At 33.8% G+C, this 18,026-nt stretch carries 17 protein-coding genes; 8 read left to right on the top strand and 9 right to left on the bottom strand.

Annotation, left to right across the window (positions count from 1 at the left end; all coding sequences use genetic code 11):
- The first annotated feature begins 171 nt into the window (after positions 1-171).
- Positions 172-561, top strand: coding sequence for a PUR family DNA/RNA-binding protein (locus ACGLWY_RS11620; RefSeq protein ID WP_396619833.1), 390 nt, complete (start codon positions 172-174; stop codon positions 559-561).
- A gap of 55 nt (positions 562-616) precedes the next feature.
- Here ACGLWY_RS11620 and ACGLWY_RS11615 read toward each other — a convergent pair whose 3' ends face one another.
- Positions 617-952, bottom strand: a complete 336-nt coding sequence (locus ACGLWY_RS11615; RefSeq protein ID WP_396619832.1) for a tRNA-binding protein — start codon at positions 950-952, stop codon at positions 617-619.
- Positions 953-999: 47 nt separating this feature from the next.
- Here ACGLWY_RS11615 and ACGLWY_RS11610 point away from each other — a divergent pair, with 47 nt between their 5' ends.
- Entirely contained in the window at positions 1,000-1,563 is a 564-nt protein-coding gene (locus ACGLWY_RS11610) for a thioredoxin family protein (protein ID WP_396619831.1), read from the top strand.
- A 70-nt stretch (positions 1,564-1,633) separates the two neighbouring features.
- On the opposite strand, the gene ACGLWY_RS11605 is transcribed toward ACGLWY_RS11610, so the two are convergent.
- The 4 genes from ACGLWY_RS11605 to ACGLWY_RS11590 all read right to left on the bottom strand — a co-directional run bounded on the left by ACGLWY_RS11605 (position 1,634) and on the right by ACGLWY_RS11590 (position 6,984).
- Positions 1,634-2,119, bottom strand: a complete 486-nt coding sequence (locus ACGLWY_RS11605; protein ID WP_396619830.1) for a GNAT family N-acetyltransferase — start codon at positions 2,117-2,119, stop codon at positions 1,634-1,636.
- Between the two features lie 6 nt (positions 2,120-2,125).
- Positions 2,126-2,671 carry a YfiT family bacillithiol transferase gene (locus ACGLWY_RS11600; RefSeq protein WP_396619829.1) on the bottom strand — a complete coding sequence of 182 codons (546 nt, stop codon included), beginning with the start codon at positions 2,669-2,671 and terminating at the stop codon, positions 2,126-2,128.
- A 115-nt stretch (positions 2,672-2,786) separates the two neighbouring features.
- Complete coding sequence (locus ACGLWY_RS11595; RefSeq protein ID WP_396619828.1) at positions 2,787-3,719, bottom strand: peptidylprolyl isomerase; 933 nt, start codon at positions 3,717-3,719, stop codon at positions 2,787-2,789.
- A gap of 1,060 nt (positions 3,720-4,779) precedes the next feature.
- On the bottom strand, positions 4,780-6,984 hold the full coding sequence (locus ACGLWY_RS11590) for a RecQ family ATP-dependent DNA helicase (protein ID WP_396619827.1): 2,205 nt from the start codon (positions 6,982-6,984) through the stop codon (positions 4,780-4,782).
- A 254-nt stretch (positions 6,985-7,238) separates the two neighbouring features.
- On the opposite strand from ACGLWY_RS11590, the gene ACGLWY_RS11585 reads away from it, so the two are divergent.
- The 4 genes from ACGLWY_RS11585 to lptB all read left to right on the top strand — a co-directional run bounded on the left by ACGLWY_RS11585 (position 7,239) and on the right by lptB (position 10,135).
- The gene (locus ACGLWY_RS11585; RefSeq protein WP_396619960.1) at positions 7,239-8,156 is read left to right on the top strand and encodes an SIS domain-containing protein; all 918 of its coding nucleotides are present in this window, start codon (positions 7,239-7,241) and stop codon (positions 8,154-8,156) included.
- Entirely contained in the window at positions 8,156-8,980 is an 825-nt protein-coding gene (gene tatC / locus ACGLWY_RS11580; protein ID WP_396619826.1) for a twin-arginine translocase subunit TatC, read from the top strand. Before ACGLWY_RS11585 ends, tatC begins: the two co-directional genes overlap by 1 nt.
- Positions 8,973-9,320 (top strand): carboxymuconolactone decarboxylase family protein, encoded by a 348-nt coding sequence (locus ACGLWY_RS11575; protein WP_396619825.1) that lies wholly within the window; start codon positions 8,973-8,975, stop codon positions 9,318-9,320. The genes tatC and ACGLWY_RS11575 overlap by 8 nt, the downstream gene beginning before the upstream one ends.
- 74 nt (positions 9,321-9,394) lie before the next feature.
- Entirely contained in the window at positions 9,395-10,135 is a 741-nt protein-coding gene (lptB, locus tag ACGLWY_RS11570) for an LPS export ABC transporter ATP-binding protein (protein ID WP_396619824.1), read from the top strand.
- A 561-nt stretch (positions 10,136-10,696) separates the two neighbouring features.
- Here lptB and ACGLWY_RS11565 read toward each other — a convergent pair.
- Both ACGLWY_RS11565 and ACGLWY_RS11560 read right to left on the bottom strand, forming a co-directional pair.
- On the bottom strand, positions 10,697-11,581 hold the full coding sequence (locus tag ACGLWY_RS11565; RefSeq protein WP_396619823.1) for a DUF808 domain-containing protein: 885 nt from the start codon (positions 11,579-11,581) through the stop codon (positions 10,697-10,699).
- Between the two features lie 12 nt (positions 11,582-11,593).
- Positions 11,594-12,343: a CDP-alcohol phosphatidyltransferase family protein gene (locus ACGLWY_RS11560; protein WP_396619822.1), complete on the bottom strand. Its 750-nt coding sequence runs from the start codon at positions 12,341-12,343 to the stop codon at positions 11,594-11,596.
- A 199-nt stretch (positions 12,344-12,542) separates the two neighbouring features.
- Here ACGLWY_RS11560 and ACGLWY_RS11555 point away from each other — a divergent pair, with 199 nt between their 5' ends.
- Together ACGLWY_RS11555 and ACGLWY_RS11550 are read left to right on the top strand one after the other, a co-directional pair.
- Positions 12,543-13,529, top strand: coding sequence for a PorV/PorQ family protein (locus ACGLWY_RS11555; RefSeq protein ID WP_396619959.1), 987 nt, complete (start codon positions 12,543-12,545; stop codon positions 13,527-13,529).
- Between the two features lie 10 nt (positions 13,530-13,539).
- Positions 13,540-14,715, top strand: coding sequence for a DUF4105 domain-containing protein (locus ACGLWY_RS11550; RefSeq protein ID WP_396619821.1), 1,176 nt, complete (start codon positions 13,540-13,542; stop codon positions 14,713-14,715).
- Between the two features lie 368 nt (positions 14,716-15,083).
- Here ACGLWY_RS11550 and ACGLWY_RS11545 read toward each other — a convergent pair whose 3' ends face one another.
- Both ACGLWY_RS11545 and ACGLWY_RS11540 read right to left on the bottom strand, forming a co-directional pair.
- Complete coding sequence (locus ACGLWY_RS11545) at positions 15,084-16,475, bottom strand: sugar transferase (protein ID WP_396619820.1); 1,392 nt, start codon at positions 16,473-16,475, stop codon at positions 15,084-15,086.
- A 321-nt stretch (positions 16,476-16,796) separates the two neighbouring features.
- Positions 16,797-17,807 (bottom strand): glycosyltransferase family 4 protein, encoded by a 1,011-nt coding sequence (locus tag ACGLWY_RS11540; protein WP_396619819.1) that lies wholly within the window; start codon positions 17,805-17,807, stop codon positions 16,797-16,799.
- Between the last annotated feature and the right edge of the window lie 219 nt (positions 17,808-18,026).

Here is an 18,026-nt window from a genome sequence, read left to right as displayed (position 1 = left end):
AGTTTACTGTAATAACAACTGGTACAAACCCTTTGTTTACTAACAAATGAGCTTGCATTAAATGCAACAAAAAAGGATACTTTAAAAAGAAATATCATAAAATGTTGGTTCGTATCGGTTTTTTTTAGATTTTTGATATAAATTGATAATTTAATAAATTTCTATATAACTATGAACAACAATGACATGATGGAGAAAGAGGAGATTTTTTCTAAAGTATTAAGAGCAGGAAGACGCACATATTTTTTTGACGTAAGATCTACAAAAGCAGACGATTATTATCTAACTATTACCGAAAGTAAAAAGTTTACCAATGATGATGGTTCGTTTCATTACAAAAAGCATAAAATTTATATCTACAAAGAAGACTTTAGTGAGTTTAAAGATATTTTAGCTGAAATGACCGACTATATTATTAATGAAAAAGGTGATGAAGTTATTAGTGAACGTCATCAAAAAGACTTCAAAAAAGAATATGATACCGAAGAAACTCCTAGTCAAAATGGAGAATTACACAAATCGACCGAAAGTTTCACCGATTTAAATTTTGACGATATTTAATATGGCGATCAAAAAATGAATAATATAAACCGTTACTCTTTGGTAGCGGTTTTTTTTAGCTCACAACGCTACCGTTTTTTACTTTGTTTTCTGGGTTTAATAAAATAACATCTTTACCGTTAACCGCTCCTAAAACCAAACATTCGCTCATAAACTTAGCTATCTGTTTTTTAGGAAAATTCATAACAGCCACAATTTGTCTTTGTAGTAAATCTTCCTTTTTATATCGCTTAGTAATTTGTGCTGACGACTTTTTAATCCCCAAATCACCAAAATCAATTGTTAATTGATAGGCAGGATGCCTGGCCTCAGGAAAATCATTTACTTCAATAATGGTTCCTACCCGCAAGTCAATTCTAGAAAAATCCTCGAAAGTTATAGTCTTATTCATTTTTTAAAAATACAAATTATTCCGAACTTTGAATAAAATTCATTATTATGGCAAATACACCTTCTAATATGTTACCATTGGGCACATCGGCTCCTTACTTTGAATTACCTGATACTATTAGCGATACACTTATAGATTTAGAAACAGTAAAAGGTAAAAATGGTACTGTTATTATGTTTATTTGCAACCACTGCCCTTTTGTAATTCATGTAAATAAAGAAATAGTAGCCATTGCAAATGCATATTTAAAAAAAGGGGTTGGTTTTGTTGCTATTTCTAGTAATGACGCTATAAAATATCCGCAAGATGGTCCTGATAAAATGAAGCTTCACGCAAAGAACGAAAAATATCCGTTCCCTTATTTATATGATGAAAGTCAAGCTATTGCCAAAGCTTATGATGCTGCCTGTACACCCGATCTTTATGTGTTTGATGAAGATTTAAAATTAATTTACCGAGGGCAATTAGACGATTCAAGACCTGGAAATGGCAAACCTGTTACAGGAAGCGATTTGCGATATGCATTAGATTGTTTGATAGAAAACAAAGAAAATAATAACCCACAAAAACCTAGTATTGGCTGTAATATTAAATGGAAAATCCCAGAATAGAATGCTAGACGACTTAGACTTCTTAGATTATTAGACTTCTTAAATTGTTAGATTGTTGGATTTCTTAGAATTAGTTGATGGTTAGTTGCCAAAAACCTACGTCGTGCCACTTATCGAATTTATAGCCAACTTCCTTAAAATGCGCTACTTTTTCAAATCCAAAACCCTCATGAAGTTTTACACTTGCTTCATTAGGCAATGTTAAACCTCCAATAAGTACATGGTAATTTTCTGCTTTTAGCTGTTGAATTAATTCTGAATACATTTTTTTCCCAATTTGTTTCCCCAATGCATGATGCTTCAAGTAAATGGTTAGCTCTACTGTCTTATTATAGGCAGGTTTTGTTCGAAACGTACTGGCATAGGCATAACCTAATATCTCATCATTTTCTTCGTAAACTATAAAGGGAAATCGGCTGGAAATGCTGCTTATTTTCTCTTCAAAATCCCGAGCCGAAAAAGGAACCAAATCTAACGTTACGATAGAATGAATAACATAATAATTATAGATAGCTACAAGTTGTTGGGCATCAGCAACAGTCACTGGTCTCATCATAATCTTCTAAATCCAGTTATTACGTTTCATCAAATTCTCGATGTGTGCATAATGATGGTTGCTATGCCATGCATAAATGCCTACATTCTTTTTTAAAACCACTTCACTTTGTGTTTCTGGGTGAATAAAACACTTATTTAAATCATCATCAGACAAGCCTTTTAACAAATAAACGAGCTTCGCATGAATGGCTTTTAAATGAAGTAAAGACATATCAATTGGTGCCGATTTAGTATCAAATAATTCTGCCCACCTATCTTCGTAATAGGCCTTAATAACCGGTTTGTCTTCAGTTAAAGTCCATTTAAATCGTGCGTAGCTATGATGATGACTATCGGATAAATGATGGACAACCTGTCTAACCGTCCAACCGTCTGGTCTATATGGTGTATCTAATTGGTCATCAGACAAATTCTTAACAAGGTTTTCTAATCGGTTTGGAAAATGTTCCAGAATAGATATCCAACCCTCAATTTGCTGTGGAGAAATATTAGTTGGGCAATCAAACTGCCCTATTGGGTATTTAAGTTTTTCTAGTTCTTGTTTTATCATATGTAAATATAAAAAAAGCCACAATGAAGTGGCTTATAAAATTATATTTTAAATAAAAAATTTCTTGAAACAGTCTATCCCCGAGGTATACTTCGGAGAATTATTTTAATTAATGCTATTTAACATTCATCAATTCAACATCAAAAATCAAAATAGCATCTGGAGGAATAACACCTCCAGCTCCTCTGCTTCCATATCCTAAATGACTAGGAATTACAAAACGTGCTTTATCGCCTACGTTTAATAATTGAATGCCTTCATCCCAACCTGAAATCACTTGACCAACTCCTACTGGAAAATCGATGGGTTGATTGCGTTTGTATGACGAATCAAAAACAGTTCCATCTGCTAATTGTCCTTTATAGTGTACTGATACATGCTTACCTTTTTCGGCTTTTGTTCCTGTTCCTTTTTGTATAATTTGATAACGTAATCCGCTTTCGGTTTTGTTAAATCCTGATGCTAATTTATCTAATTCGGCTTCGGCTTCTCTTTTTGCTTCTGCCAATCTTTTTTCTCTTGAACCTTCAAAAGTTCTAAAAGCTTCAATGGCATTATAGGCTTCTGCTTCAGCACCAACTCTTATAATCTCTAAAGTTTCGATTTTATCACCTTGAGCGATGGCGTCAACCACATTTTGGCCTTCAACCACTTTTCCAAAAACGGTATGGTTGTTATCTAACCAAGGCGTTTCAACGTGTGTAATAAAAAATTGACTGCCGTTTGTGCCGGGTCCTGCATTTGCCATAGACAAAACCCCTGGTGCATCATGCTTTAAATCTGGATGAAACTCGTCGTCAAATTTATAACCTGGATCACCTGAGCCAGAACCTTGTGGGCAACCACCTTGAATCATAAAATCTGGAATAACTCTATGGAATTTTAAACCATCATAATAAGGTGTTCCTTGAGGTTTTACTTTGTTTTCTAAGTTTCCTTCGGCTAAAGCTACGAAGTTACCAACTGTTCCTGGTGTTTTTTTGAATTCCAAAGCAACAAGGATTTCTCCTTTAGTTGTGTTGAATTTTGCGTATAATCCGTCTTGCATGCTATTCTTTTTTAATGAAGCTGCAAATATAAGAAATGATTAACGAATGGTGATTAACGAATGGTGATTTTTGATTGGTTTATTGTGAAGAGTTTTAAAGTGGCAAAGTGCCAAAGTTGCAAAGTTGCAAAGCTGCAAAGTGGCAAAGTGGCAAAGCTATATACTAGAAAATATGAAATTTAGAAGCTTTAAAACTTTGATTCTATGAAACTTAAAATATTTAAAAGTCATAAACCCATAATCTCATAAACCCATAAACTCTGAAAAGTGGCAAAGCTGCAAAGCTGCAAAGTGACAAAGTAGCAAAGCGGCAAAGCGAAAAGCAACTAACTAAAACTTTGAAGCTCAGGAACTTTGTAGCTTTGTAGCTCTGTAACTTTGAAACTCTTTAAATAGGTAAAGTGGCAAAGCTAAATCTCTGTAACTCTATAACTTTATAACCCATAAACTCTGAAACTCTGAAACTCTGTAAAGAGGCAAAGCTGCAAAGTGACAAAGTAGCAAAGCGGCAAAGCGAAAAGCAACTAACTAAAACTTTGAAGCTCAGGAACTTTGTAGCTTTGTAGCTCTGTAACTTTGAAACTCTTTAAATAGGTAAAGTGGCAAAGCTAAATCTCTGTAACTCTATAACTTTATAACCCATAAACTTTGGAACTTTGAAACTCTGAAACTTTAAAACTCTGTAAAGAGGCAAAGCTGCAAAGTGACAAAGTAGCAAAGCGGCAAAGCGAAAAGCAACTAACTAAAACTTTGAAGCTCAGGAACTTTGTAGCTTTGTAGCTCTGTAACTTTGAAACTCTTTAAATAGGTATAGTGGCAAAGCTGGAAAGCTGCAAAGTCACAAAGCGGCAAAGTGGCAAAGCTAAATCCCAGAACCTTATAAACTCTGTAAATCATAAACTCTGAAACTCTGAAGCTTAAAACTCAGAAACTTTGAAACTTAGAAGCTTTGAAACTTTGAAACTCTGAAACTTTGCAACTTTGGAACTTTGAAACCCATAACCCCATAAACCATAATCTCATAAACCCAGAAACTTTGAAGCTCAGAAACTTTGAAACTTCAATTAGCTACTTCACTAATAAACTTAATTCTGTATAAACGAAGTTCTTCATCATCATAATCACCATCAAATTCCTTAATAGCGGTATCAATACTGTCCGTCTTAGATTCCATAAAGTAGTCATGAATTTCTTCTTGTTGGTCTTCATCTAAAATCTCATCAATCCAATAGTTTATATTTAATTTGGTACCCGAATAGACTATGGCTTCCATTTCTTTGATAAAATCTTCCATAGACATGCCTTTTGAAGAAGCAATATCATCTAATGGCAGCTTTCTATCAATGTTTTGAATAATGTAAAGTTTATTGGCTGAATTACTTCCCGTAGATTTAACAACTAAATCGTCTGGACGAATAATATCGTGTTCTTCAACATATTGTGCTATAAGTTCCACAAAATCTTTACCGTATTTTTTTGCTTTTCCATCACCAACACCATGCACGTTAGCAAGTTCCGCTATAGTAATGGGGTATTTTAACGCCATATCTTCAAGCGATGGATCTTGAAAAATAACAAAAGGAGGCACTTCTAACTTTTTAGCATTCTTTTTACGTAAATCTTTTAATAAATTCATTAACAACTCATCAGCTACAGCTCCTTCTCCTTTAGCTGCTGTAATAATAGTACCATCTTCTTGCTCTCCGTCAAAAATGTGATCTTCGGTCATCATAAAAGATTCTGGTTTTTTTATAAAATCCCTACCAGCTTTAGCTAACTTGATGACGCCATAGGTTTCAATATCTTTTTTAAGCAACCCAGACACCAGAACTTGCCTTAATAAGGCCATCCAGTACTTTTTATCTTTGTCTTTACCTTTCCCAAAGAAAGCTTGTTCGTTGGTTTTATGCGAATTGATTAAGGCATTTTCTTTACCCGTAATAACGTGTACTAAATCTTTAGACTTATATTTTTCGTTAGTTTTATCAATAGTTTCAAGAAGCAGTTTAACATCGTCTTGGGCTTCGTGTTTCTTTTTTGGATGTCTAACATTGTCATCCATATCGCCGCCTTCACCTGTTTCGTTATCAAACTCTTCACCGAAATAATGTAAAATAAATTTTCTACGGGAAATAGACGTTTCGGCAAATGCTACTACTTCTTGCAGTAAGGCCTGCCCAATTTCCTGTTCTGCAACGGGTTTGCCTGACATGAATTTTTCAAGTTTTTCGATATCTTTATAGGCATAATATGCCAAGCAATGTCCTTCACCACCATCGCGTCCTGCTCTACCGGTTTCTTGGTAATAACTTTCTATACTTTTAGGAATGTCGTGATGAATTACAAAACGCACATCTGGTTTATCGATGCCCATACCAAAGGCTATCGTAGCGACCACCACATCGACATCTTCCATAAGAAATTGGTCTTGATAATTAGATCTAGATTTGGCGTCCAACCCTGCATGATATGGCACTGCTTTAATACCATTAACCTGCAAAACCTGTGCAAGTTCTTCAACTCGTTTTCTGCTCAAACAGTAAACAATGCCCGATTTACCACTGTTTTGTTTTATAAAACGAATAATATCTGCATCAACATTTTTGGTTTTTGGGCGTACTTCATAAAATAAATTAGGTCTGTTAAACGAGGCCTTAAATGTTTTGGCTCCGCTAATCCCTAAGTTTTTAATAATATCTTCCTGCACTTTAGGCGTTGCCGTAGCTGTTAAACCTATAATGGGGATATTATCACCAATACGACCAATAATATGTTTTAAGTTTCTGTATTCTGGTCTAAAATCATGTCCCCATTCACTAATACAGTGTGCCTCGTCAATAGCCATAAAAGATACTTTTACAGAACGTAAAAACTCTACATTCTCTTCTTTAGTGAGCGATTCCGGTGCCACATAAAGAAGCTTAGTAACGCCATTTACAATATCTTCCTTAACACGTTTTATTTCTGTTTTATTTAGTGAGGAATTTAGAACATGTGCAATCCCTTCTTCATTGGAAACACCTCTAATAGCATCTACCTGATTTTTCATTAAAGCTATTAAAGGAGACACCACAATGGCCGTTCCTTCCTGCATTAATGCTGGCAATTGATAACAAAGCGATTTGCCACCGCCAGTTGGCATGATAACGAATGTGTTATTTCCTGATAAAATGCTTTCTACAACATCTTCTTGGAGTCCTTTGAATTTGCCAAACCCAAAATATTTTTTTAATGCAGAATGCAAGTCACTTTTTGCTATTAACATGAATGATACTGAAATTTATTTAATCATTAAAAAATTATAAAAAATATTCAAAACACAATGGATTATTTTTTAAAGTGTATAGAGAGAACCCTCGTGTTTTTTTCGTTAGTTTTGTAACGAAAATCGAAATTACAACAAAATTAATTTCGATTTACATTTAAAGATAATAATTTCTTTATAAGCATCAACTAAAAAAACAATAAATTTTGAATAGTAAAAGCTCAATTATCAATATTGCAAAACAAACTATTGAAATGGAAAGTAAAGCCATTTTTAACCTGTCTAATTTAGTAAATGATGATTTTGCCGATGCCGTAAATCTTATTTACAACTCTAAAGGACGTGTTATTATTACAGGCATTGGTAAAAGTGCTATTATAGCAAGCAAAATTGTTGCTACTTTAAATTCAACTGGAACCCCTGCTGTTTTTATGCACGCAGCCGATGCCATTCATGGTGATTTAGGACTTATTCTTGAAGATGATGTGGTCATTTGTATCTCAAAAAGTGGCAACACCCCAGAAATAAAAGTGCTTATCCCACTTATTAAAAGAGCTAAAAACAAAATAATTGCTATTACAGGCAACATGGAATCGTTTTTGGGGCAACATGCCGATTATATATTGAATGCTTACGTTGAAAAAGAAGTTTGCCCCAATAATCTAGCGCCTACAACAAGTACCACAGCACAATTGGTTATTGGCGATGCGCTTGCCGTTTGCCTATTGGATTTACGGGGTTTTTCCAGTACCGACTTTGCCAAGTACCACCCTGGAGGCGCTTTAGGAAAAAAATTATACTTACGTGTTCAAGATATATCTTCAGTTAACCAAAAACCAAAAGTTACTGCTTCAACAAGTATAAAAAATGTTATTATTGAAATAACGGAAAAAATGTTAGGAGTTACAGCTGTTGTTGAAAATGATAAAATCACAGGCATTATAACAGACGGCGATTTACGTAGAATGCTGACCAAGGTTGATGATTTCTCGAAACTAACTGCCAAAGATATTATGAGTCCCAACCCCAAGCGTATTAGTGCAGGCGCTATGGCAATTGATGCATTAGAAATTATGGAAGCACATGGTATTTCCCAACTTTTGGTTGAAGAAAACGATAATTATGCAGGAGTTGTTCACTTACACGATTTAATTAAAGAAGGCATTATATAATGGCGAAAAAAAACATAAACGAGATGTCTTTTTTAGACCATCTTGAAGAGTTACGCTGGCATCTTATTAAAATTACTTTAGCTATAGTTATTGTAGGTACTTTGGCGTTTATTTTTAGTAGATTTATTTTTGACGACATCATTTTCGCTCCGCTGGACATGAGTTTTCCAACCTACGAATTTTTATGTAGAACAGCGACCTATATGAATGTAGACACTAGTTTCTGTAACGATAAAATACCACTTATTTTACAAAACAGAACGATGGCCGGTCAGTTTTCGGCAGATATTTGGACCGCTGTTTTAGCTGGATTTATTATTTCATTCCCTTATATCATTTACCAATTATGGCAGTTTATAAGCCCAGGTCTGCATGCAAACGAACGCAAACATTCCCGCGGCTTTATAGTAATCTCTTCGTTACTGTTCTTTTTAGGTGCTTTGTTCGGGTATTACATTGTCACACCTTTATCTATTAACTTTTTGGCAAATTATAGCATATCATCGCGTGTAGACAATCAAATAGATATTAGCTCGTTTATAGGATTGGTACGTTCATCGGTGTTAGCATCAGGTATTATTTTCGAATTACCCATTATCATTTATTTTCTAACCAAAATTGGCTTAGTAACACCCGAGTTTTTAAGAAAATATAGAAAATATGCCTTAGTACTTGTATTGGTTTTATCTGCTATCATTACACCCCCAGATATAGCAAGTCAGGTTATTGTAGCGATTCCTATTTTAATTCTATACGAAGCAAGTATTATTATTGCTAAAATTGTAGTACGCAACCAAAATCGTAAACTGAAAAAACATGTCTGATACTGTTACCGAATTTAATGAGTATCGTTCTAGAATGAACGACAAAATTTTAGCCGACAATAATAAAATCATCAAACGTATTTTTAATTTGGATACGAACGCTTACGCAGCAGGTGCTTTAGACGTAAAAACCAAAGAACTATTAGGTTTGGTCGCCTCGGCTGTATTACGTTGTGATGATTGTGTGAAATACCATTTAGAAACAAGTCATAAATTAGGTTTAACAAAAGACGAAGTGGTTGAAGCTTTAAGTATTGCGACTTTGGTGGGCGGTACCATAGTCATTCCGCATTTACGTCGCGCTTACGAGTTTTGGGATGCCTTAGAACAACAGCGTTAAACAAAATATAAATTAGAACATCTGCTGTAATAGTGTACATGATTTCACTATTTTTGGCATTCAGTACATAAGATATGATTTTAAGAGCTCAAAATTTAATGAAGTCCTACAGTGGACGAAAAGTGGTGAAAGATGTGTCTTTACAAGTTGAACAAGGTGAAATTGTTGGGCTTTTAGGACCAAATGGTGCTGGTAAAACAACCTCGTTTTATATGACGGTTGGTTTAATTAAACCTAATAGCGGTCATATTTTTTTAGATAATACCGAAATCACACAATATCCCATGTACAAACGGGCACAAAACGGCATTGGCTATTTGGCACAAGAAGCATCGGTTTTTAGAAAATTAAGTATTGAAGACAATATTTTAAGTGTATTGCAACTTACCAAGCTTAGTAAAAAAGAACAGCACTTAAAAATGGAATCGCTTATTGAAGAATTTGGTTTAGGGCACATTCGTAAGAGTAGAGGTGATTTATTATCTGGTGGCGAGCGCAGACGTACCGAAATTGCACGTGCCTTGGCAACCGACCCCCGTTTTATTTTATTAGATGAGCCTTTTGCTGGGGTTGACCCTGTAGCAGTTGAAGATATTCAACGTATTGTAGCGCAACTTACCAAAAAAAATATTGGTATTTTAATTACCGACCACAACGTACAGGAAACGCTTGCTATTACCGATAGAACCTATTTAATGTTTGAAGGTAGCATCCTTAAAGCTGGGGAACCTGAAGAATTGGCAAATGACGAAATGGTACGTAAAGTGTACTTAGGTCAGAATTTCGAATTACGTAAAAAGAAAATTCGCGATTAAAGCCTTAGTTCCGATTGATAAATATACCCTGTAACTTTTAACTGTTTAACCGTGTAATCGTTGAACCGTGTATCACAAACTTCATCGGCATCATCAAACTCTGAACTCTGAACTTTGAACTTCTAACATTGTACTTTTAACTGTGTAACCGTGTAATCGTTGAATCGTGTATCACAAACTTCATCGGCATCATCAAACTCTGAACTTTTTAACTTTGTACTTTTAACATCTAACTTCGTTAAAATTTAAACTCACGTATTTAACTATTTATACTTGTTATGAATTTCATAAGTACCATCTTCCAAGGCTGTACCATCGGCATTTAATTTTGTTCTGAAAATCTTTACTGATTTAAGTGTAGGTACTAAAAAGGACACACCCCAATCTGGAATTTTTCCACCTTCATAAATATTATTTCATCATCGGTTTTATCACCATATTCTGTTATCCATAAATAACCTTCAGAACCATAGAGAATCGTATTTGGGTTAAGCAGTGTATTATTGTTTGCTAGGTTGGTTACAGTTCAATCCGTATCCAAAGTAAATTGAGGTATTGAATTTAATTATTGTTGGAAAACAACATCTTTTTAATAATTTTAAATAACTTAACTATTAAAAGCGCTATAAAACCTACTAATAAACCAACTATAGAATCTTTTATAAAACTGGGAATAGCTTCCATAAAATGGTGAAGAAAGTCAATATTATGTGTAAAAATACCTCCAGCAACCAATAAAAGCGCTACGGTGCCGATAACCGATAAACTTTTAATGACCCAAGGCAGTGATTTAACCAAAAGGTTTCCAATACTTGCCATACCCCCTTTTTTATTGGTACTCCTTTTAATTAGCTTAAAACCTAAATCGTCCATTCTTACTATTAAGGCCACAATACCATAAACACCAATAGTTGCAATAAAAGCTACAATGGAAACTACCAATACCTGAAATAAAATAGGTTTGCCTAAAACGGTTCCTAAGGCAATAATGACAATTTCAATAGACAGAATAAAATCGGTAAAAATAGCCGACTTTATCTTCTTCTTTTCAGCTAATAAAATAGCTTCATCTGATAGGTTTATTTCTTCAATTGGAGCGACATCATGTTCGTGAGGAAAAAAATATTCTGCTATTTTTTCAACACCTTCATAAGCTAAATAAACGCCACCTAATATTAAAATTAAAGTGACTGCCCAAGGTAACAGGGAACTTAGTAAAAAAGCAATGGGTAAAATAATAAGCTTGTTCAAAAAAGAACCTTTAGTAATTGCCCACAAAACGGGCAACTCCCTTGATGATACAAAACCCGTAGCTTTTTCGGCATTAACCGCTAAATCGTCTCCTAAAATACCTGCTGTTTTTTTAGTAGAGATTTTACTCATTACCACAACATCATCCATAAGTGCTGCAATATCATCCAATAGGGCAAAAAAACCTGAAGCCATTGTAAGTATAAATTATTTTGATTTGGAAGCGACATTCTCTAAAACAGACATGCCTATATAAAGTAGTATAATCAATGGTATCGCAGCAAACTGCAACACAATTAAAAAGATTACACAAAGTATGATAAAAATGTATCGGGTTGCGTTGGCTTTAAAACTCCAATCTTTAAACTTTAAGGCAAATAGTTTAATAGTTGAATTAAGCAGGTAACAACTCAATGCGGTAAGTGCCATTAAAAACCATTTATTAACGATGATTGCATTTATTAAATCGTTATTTTGAAATTCTATAATTAAAGGCAAAGAAACAATTAGTAAGGTATTGGCAGGCGTTGGCAGGCCTTTAAAATAAGTTTGTTGGTCTTCATCTATATTAAATTTGGCCAATCTGTAAGCTGAAGCTAAAGTTATACATAAACCAATTAATGGCAACAACGAAATTGTAAAACTAACAGGTTTCATATTGGAATCCCAATCAGTAACCATCGGTGGAGCATCAACAGATAAACTCAACAACTTATACATAATAATTCCAGGAACCACTCCACTGGTTACCATATCGGCAAGTGAATCCAATTGTATGCCTAAGGCACTTTGTACGTTCAGTTTTCTGGCTGCAAATCCATCAAAAAAATCAAAAAATATACCGAAGAACACAAATAATGCTGCAGCAACAAAGTGATTATTAACTGCAAAAATAACAGCAATACTTCCACAAAAAAGGTTTAATAGTGTCAACGCATTGGGTATATATTGCTTCATAATTGCTGTTTTAATGCTGTAAAAATAGTAAACAATTTTCGTCTAAAGCAATATCTATCATAATTTCAAGTTAGTAGGTTTGTAAATTATGTGCATCTTTGTAAAAAAATTGCGATTGAGACCTTACATCACTGCATTATTTTGTGTAATTACGGCAACTGTATTTAGCCAAACCGTTCGGAAATACTCCAACGAGTTTATGAATATTGGTGTAGATGCTGCGGCTTTAGGTATGAGCAGTGCTGTTACAGCGCACACTTCCGATGTCAATTCTGGATATTGGAATCCTGCCGGGTTATTAAAATTGGAGGACAACCAACTTGCCCTAATGCATTCCAACTATTTTGCCAATATTGCCAATTATGATTATGTTGCTTTTGCAAAACCTTTAGATGATAGAAGCACGATAGGCATCTCTTTAATTAGATTTGCGGTTGATGATATTTTAAATACCACCCAACTTATTGACGAACAAGGCAACATAAACTACGATAGAATTAGCCTTTTCTCTACTGCCGATTATGGCCTCACATTTTCATATGCACGCGCCCTCCCTATTGAAGGACTTAATTACGGCGTAAATGCCAAAATAATTCGTCGCATTATAGGCGATTTTGCTTCGTCATGGGGTTTTGGGTTTGATGCCGGTATTCAGTTTGAAACCAATAACAATTGGAAATTTGGCGTGATGGCGCGCGATATTACAACTACTTTTAATGCGTGGGCTATTGATGAAGATGAATTTAAAAAAATACAGGATGCTGTTGAAGGACAAAACCAAGAACTTCCCGAAACCACCGAAATCACTATCCCTAAATTACAAATTGGCGTTTCTAAACTATTTGATTTTCATTATGACTATACACTTTTAGCTGCTGCCAATTTAAATGTACGGTTTGAAGAAAACAATGATGTCATCTCATCATCATTTGCAAGTATCAACCCCGCTTTAGGCTTTGAATTTGGGTACATCGATATGGTTTATTTGCGGGCTGGTGTTGGTAATTTTCAAAATGAAACACAAATAGATAATTCACAACAACTAAGTTTTCAACCTAGCTTTGGCGTTGGCTTTAAGTATAATGGTATTCAAATTGATTATGCATTCACCGATATTGGCGACCAAAGTGTGGCTTTGTATTCTAATGTGTTTTCGTTAAAACTCGATTTTAGCGTTTTTAGGTAACCTTAATTTTATGCAAAAAAAACTACTTTTTTTATGTCTTTTTTTATTTGTTGAAATAATAACCGCTCAACAAAATATCTTATCTGAACAAGCCGAAATTAGCGTGTTAACCATCGGTCCCGGCGCATCACTAAACGATTCGTTTGGACACAATGCCTTTAGAGTGAAAGACCCCATAAAGGGCATTGATTTGGCATTTAACTATGGTGTTTATGATTTTAAAGCACCCTATTTTTATTTAAAGTTTGCCCAAGGGAAACTTAATTATCTTATTGATTGGAACTATTATGAAGATTTTTTCAATGATTATATTTCACAAAACAGAAGTATTAAAGAACAGGTTTTGAATCTTTCACAAATTGAAAAACAGAAGTTATTTGATTACTTGTTGAACAATATGAAACCAGAAAACAGAAGGTATCTATATGATTTCTTTTATGATAATTGTGCTACAAAAATCAAGGACGTCACCAATATTGCTTTAAACAATTCTATTCAATTTAATGACCCTAAAGATTTCAAACCACAAACATTCAGGGAACTAATACACAGTAATTTAAATAGGAATTCGTGGGGCTGCTTTGGTATTGATGTCGCATTAGGTTCTGTCATTGATAAAAAAGCGACTTCAGAAGAGCATATGTTTTTACCAAAATACATCTACAAATTCTTTGAAGTAGCTACCATAAAAAACAGTAATGAGCCACTGGTGAAAAAAAGCAGCGTACTTTACGAGAAAATTGATGAACCCATTCCTTCCCAATTTTTAACAAGTCCCTTATTTATTTTGGGCATATTGGGTTGTTTCATACTTTTTATAACCTACAATGATTTTAAAAAACAAAAGCAATCCGTATGGTTAGATGTCACCTTGTTCAGTCTTACAGGTATTATTGGTATACTGATTTTATTACTTTGGTTTGCCACAGACCACAAAGGGACACACCAAAACTATAATTTGCTTTGGGCATGCGCACTAAACATTTTAGTCATTGGGCAACTGTTAAAGCAAAAAACAAGCACTTGGTTTATTAAATACCTGAAATTTTTGGTCATTCTTTTATGTCTGCTAACACTTCATTGGATTATTGGTGTACAAGTATTTGCCATTGGATTGATTCCTTTTTTAATCGCTCTATTTATTAGATATTTGTTTTTAATAAAATACTATTCTAATAGACAATAAAGAATAGACGATAGACAATAGAAAATAGAGAATAGACGAAAACCCAGAACCTTGAACCTTGAACTCTAAACCTTGAACCTTATTTCACGCTAAGGCGCAAAGACGCAAAGCTTTTTTAAACACCTGAAGTTTTTGGTCATTCTTTTATGTCTGTTAACACTTCACTGGGTCATTGGCGTACAAGTATTTGCCATTGGATTTATTCCTTTTTTAATCGCTCTATTTATTAGATATTTGTTTTTAATAAAATACTATTCCAATAAGCAATAGACATTTATTTCACGTTAAGGTGCTAAGCTTTTTAAAACAAGTGATAGACTACAAAAATGTTTACTGTTTTTTCTAAAAACTGAGACTGTGACTGAAAACTATTGCCCTCTATAGAAAATAATGGTGCTGAGTGTTTTTATAAGGATGTTGGCATCCAGCAAAAAACTTCTATGCTTAATATAATACAAATCATATTGCAGCTTTAGTAAACTATCATCTACAGATGAGCCATATCTTGTTTTTACTTGCGCCCAACCTGTTAGCCCTGGTTTTACAATATGCCTAGTCTCATAAAAAGGCAATAGTTGCGATAGTTGCCTAACAAAATGAGGCCTTTCTGGTCTGGGGCCAATTAAGCTCATATCGCCTTTTAAAATATTTAAAAACTGAGGAAATTCATCCAAGCGGGTATTTCTTAGAAACTTACCAAAAGGTGTTATTCTGGTATCATTTTTTTTTGCCCATACAGCACCAGCAGTTTCAGCATTAATAATCATGGTTCTAAACTTTAAGATTCTGAAAAGATTACCATTTTTACCAATGCGCTCTTGCATGTAAAAAAGGGGACCACGGTTTCCAATGAGGTTTCCCAACAAAATTACAGGCAATATTATAAGCCCAAACAAAAGCCCTAAAACAGAAATAAGAACATCGAATAAGCGATGAAAAAACAAATATAGCTTGTTATGGTTGGTTCGGCTAAATGGAAAATATCTGTAAAAATCTTTTCCAACAAATTGAACAGGCACGCGTTGCATCATGTCTTCATAAACCTGCGTATACTCTTTTATAGGAAACCCGCCTTCTAAAAGGGTAATTAGATCTCTGTAAATTTCTGCTGTTATAGATTCTGAATTGTAACTTGCAATAACGATTTCCGATATATTTTCGTCTTTTATAACCTGATATATTTGTTTTGGGCTGTATTCAACAATCCCTTTAAATTTAATTTTATCCGATTTTCTAGGTTCACAATTAATAAATCCCACAATTTTATAATTAGGATCGGCATGTTTAAAAGCTTCAATAATACTTTGAATATTGGATATTTCGCCTACAATAATCACTTTTTTATAAAAACGTGGGGAGATAATAAATGTTAAATAGGCAATTCGCCATAAAAATAAAGCAAAAAGTATGGCAAAATAGAAGTATACAATTTGCAGACGATTGTATGGTAAAATAGGCGTAAAAAAAGGTGTTAAAAAATAGAACAGTACCGTAACAGACACCGTAAAAACAATACTGGTAGAAATTTTTTCAAGCTTGCTGGATTTTTGCAAGTCGTAAAGTTCAAAAATGGTTCCAAATATGGAAATGTATAAAACAAGCACAAACGCCCAACGCCAATTTTCTTTTGTTATGGTAAAATAATCAAACTTAAAAGTGTTGCTTACAAAGTACAAGACAATAAGTATTGAAACAATATCGAAAATTCGAAGCAACACTTTACGTTCTGATATTTCGAAATGAATCCCTTTTTTAGACATTCTTACAATTTGTATTTATTTGTATTAACCATGAACTACCAATGACGTTTTTAAAATTAGGGCTTCGACAAGCTCTGTCCGACAAATTAAATATCACTTTATATTGCTTTTTTAGAATAAAAATGATATCTCATCTTGACTTTTTCAATTGGCTGCAAAAATAATCTTTTTGTCCCATATTTTACCTGTTTTTTATCCGTAGTGCTACTGTAAAGTGCAAAAAACTAAAAATAAAATATCTGTTTTTTACTTCAATCAAAAAAGTAAAAAAGCTCCACGCTAAAGGTACTAAACACATGGCACAAACTACTATTTATTCAATTATTGAAATACACTAATCCACAATTTTTTAACAACGTCCCAATCATAACTTTCTACTTTTTTTCGAGCGTTTAAAGTCATATCATGTGTAGTTTCGTGGTTTAAAAGTATCTTTTTTACAGCTTCAACAAATTCGTTTACACTGTTTGGGTTTACCAAAATGCCGTCGTGGTTGTTAGTAATTAAAAACGGCATACCTCCTACGTTTGTAGAAATAATAGGCAAACCTAAGGCCATAGCTTCCATAACGCTAACCGGCATGTTATCAAAACTGGTGGTGTTTATAAAAATAGTGTGGTTTTTAGATAATGAAATCCATGCTTCTTTTGAAAGTTTTCCTGTAAAATTAACTTCTACACCTAGTGCTTTTGCATAATCCTTTGTTTTTTGTAAAGAACCATCATTATCGGGGCCTACCATACTAAGTGTTGCATTTATATGCTCATCTTGCAAAGCCTTTAAAATTCCAACAGCTAAAAGCGGATTGTATATATCTGAAAACGAACGTACCCATAACAAATGAACGGTTTCGGAATTTCTTTGTTTAAAATCATAGTTTTTAAGAGTTATGGCGTTGGGTATATGAAACAAATTAGAATATCCTGCTTTTTCAAATTCAGACTGTATGTAAACCGAAGGTGCTATATTTTTATAGGCATGGTTAAAAATAGCTTGACTTAACTTTGGATTTGTTTTTAATCGGTTTGGTAAATTACCACCATGTAAAATAGGCAGGTATTTTAAGTTTAAAAAGCGGCATAAATAACTACAAAAAAGCGCATAATAAAAATTTGAAGTACTATATGTATCTATTAAAACATAATCTACCTTTTTGGCATATTTTAAAATAGCAAAAAGCATATCAAGAAGACGTAATAGTTTATTCTTTTTATTTGAACTGGTATAAACAGTATAACCTTCTATGCTTAACCTTTTGCTCAAGGTTTCAATGGTCGTTTCAGTTTTACCGGTTTTAGATAAGTTGTTTCCTATGTATAGGAGGTTTTTCATTGTTTATGTGTTTGTCTCTCTAAATTTATTTGTCTCGCGAAGCCGCTAAGGCGTAAAGTTTTTAAGTTACAAAGCTTCAAAGTGCCAAAGTTGCAAAGTTTCAAAGTTTCAAAGTTACAGAGCTACAGAGTTTCAAAATATTTAAGTGACAAAGTTTTTCTTGGTCTCTTGTCTCTCGTCTCTCGTCTCATGTCTCATGTCTCTTGTCTATTCTCTATT

It is taken from the genome of Mariniflexile sp. HMF6888, from assembly GCF_044335535.1.
GTDB lineage: Bacteria > Bacteroidota > Bacteroidia > Flavobacteriales > Flavobacteriaceae > Mariniflexile.
Note: the sequence above shows the minus strand (reverse complement) of the source record. Positions and strands in the feature narration are given on the sequence as shown.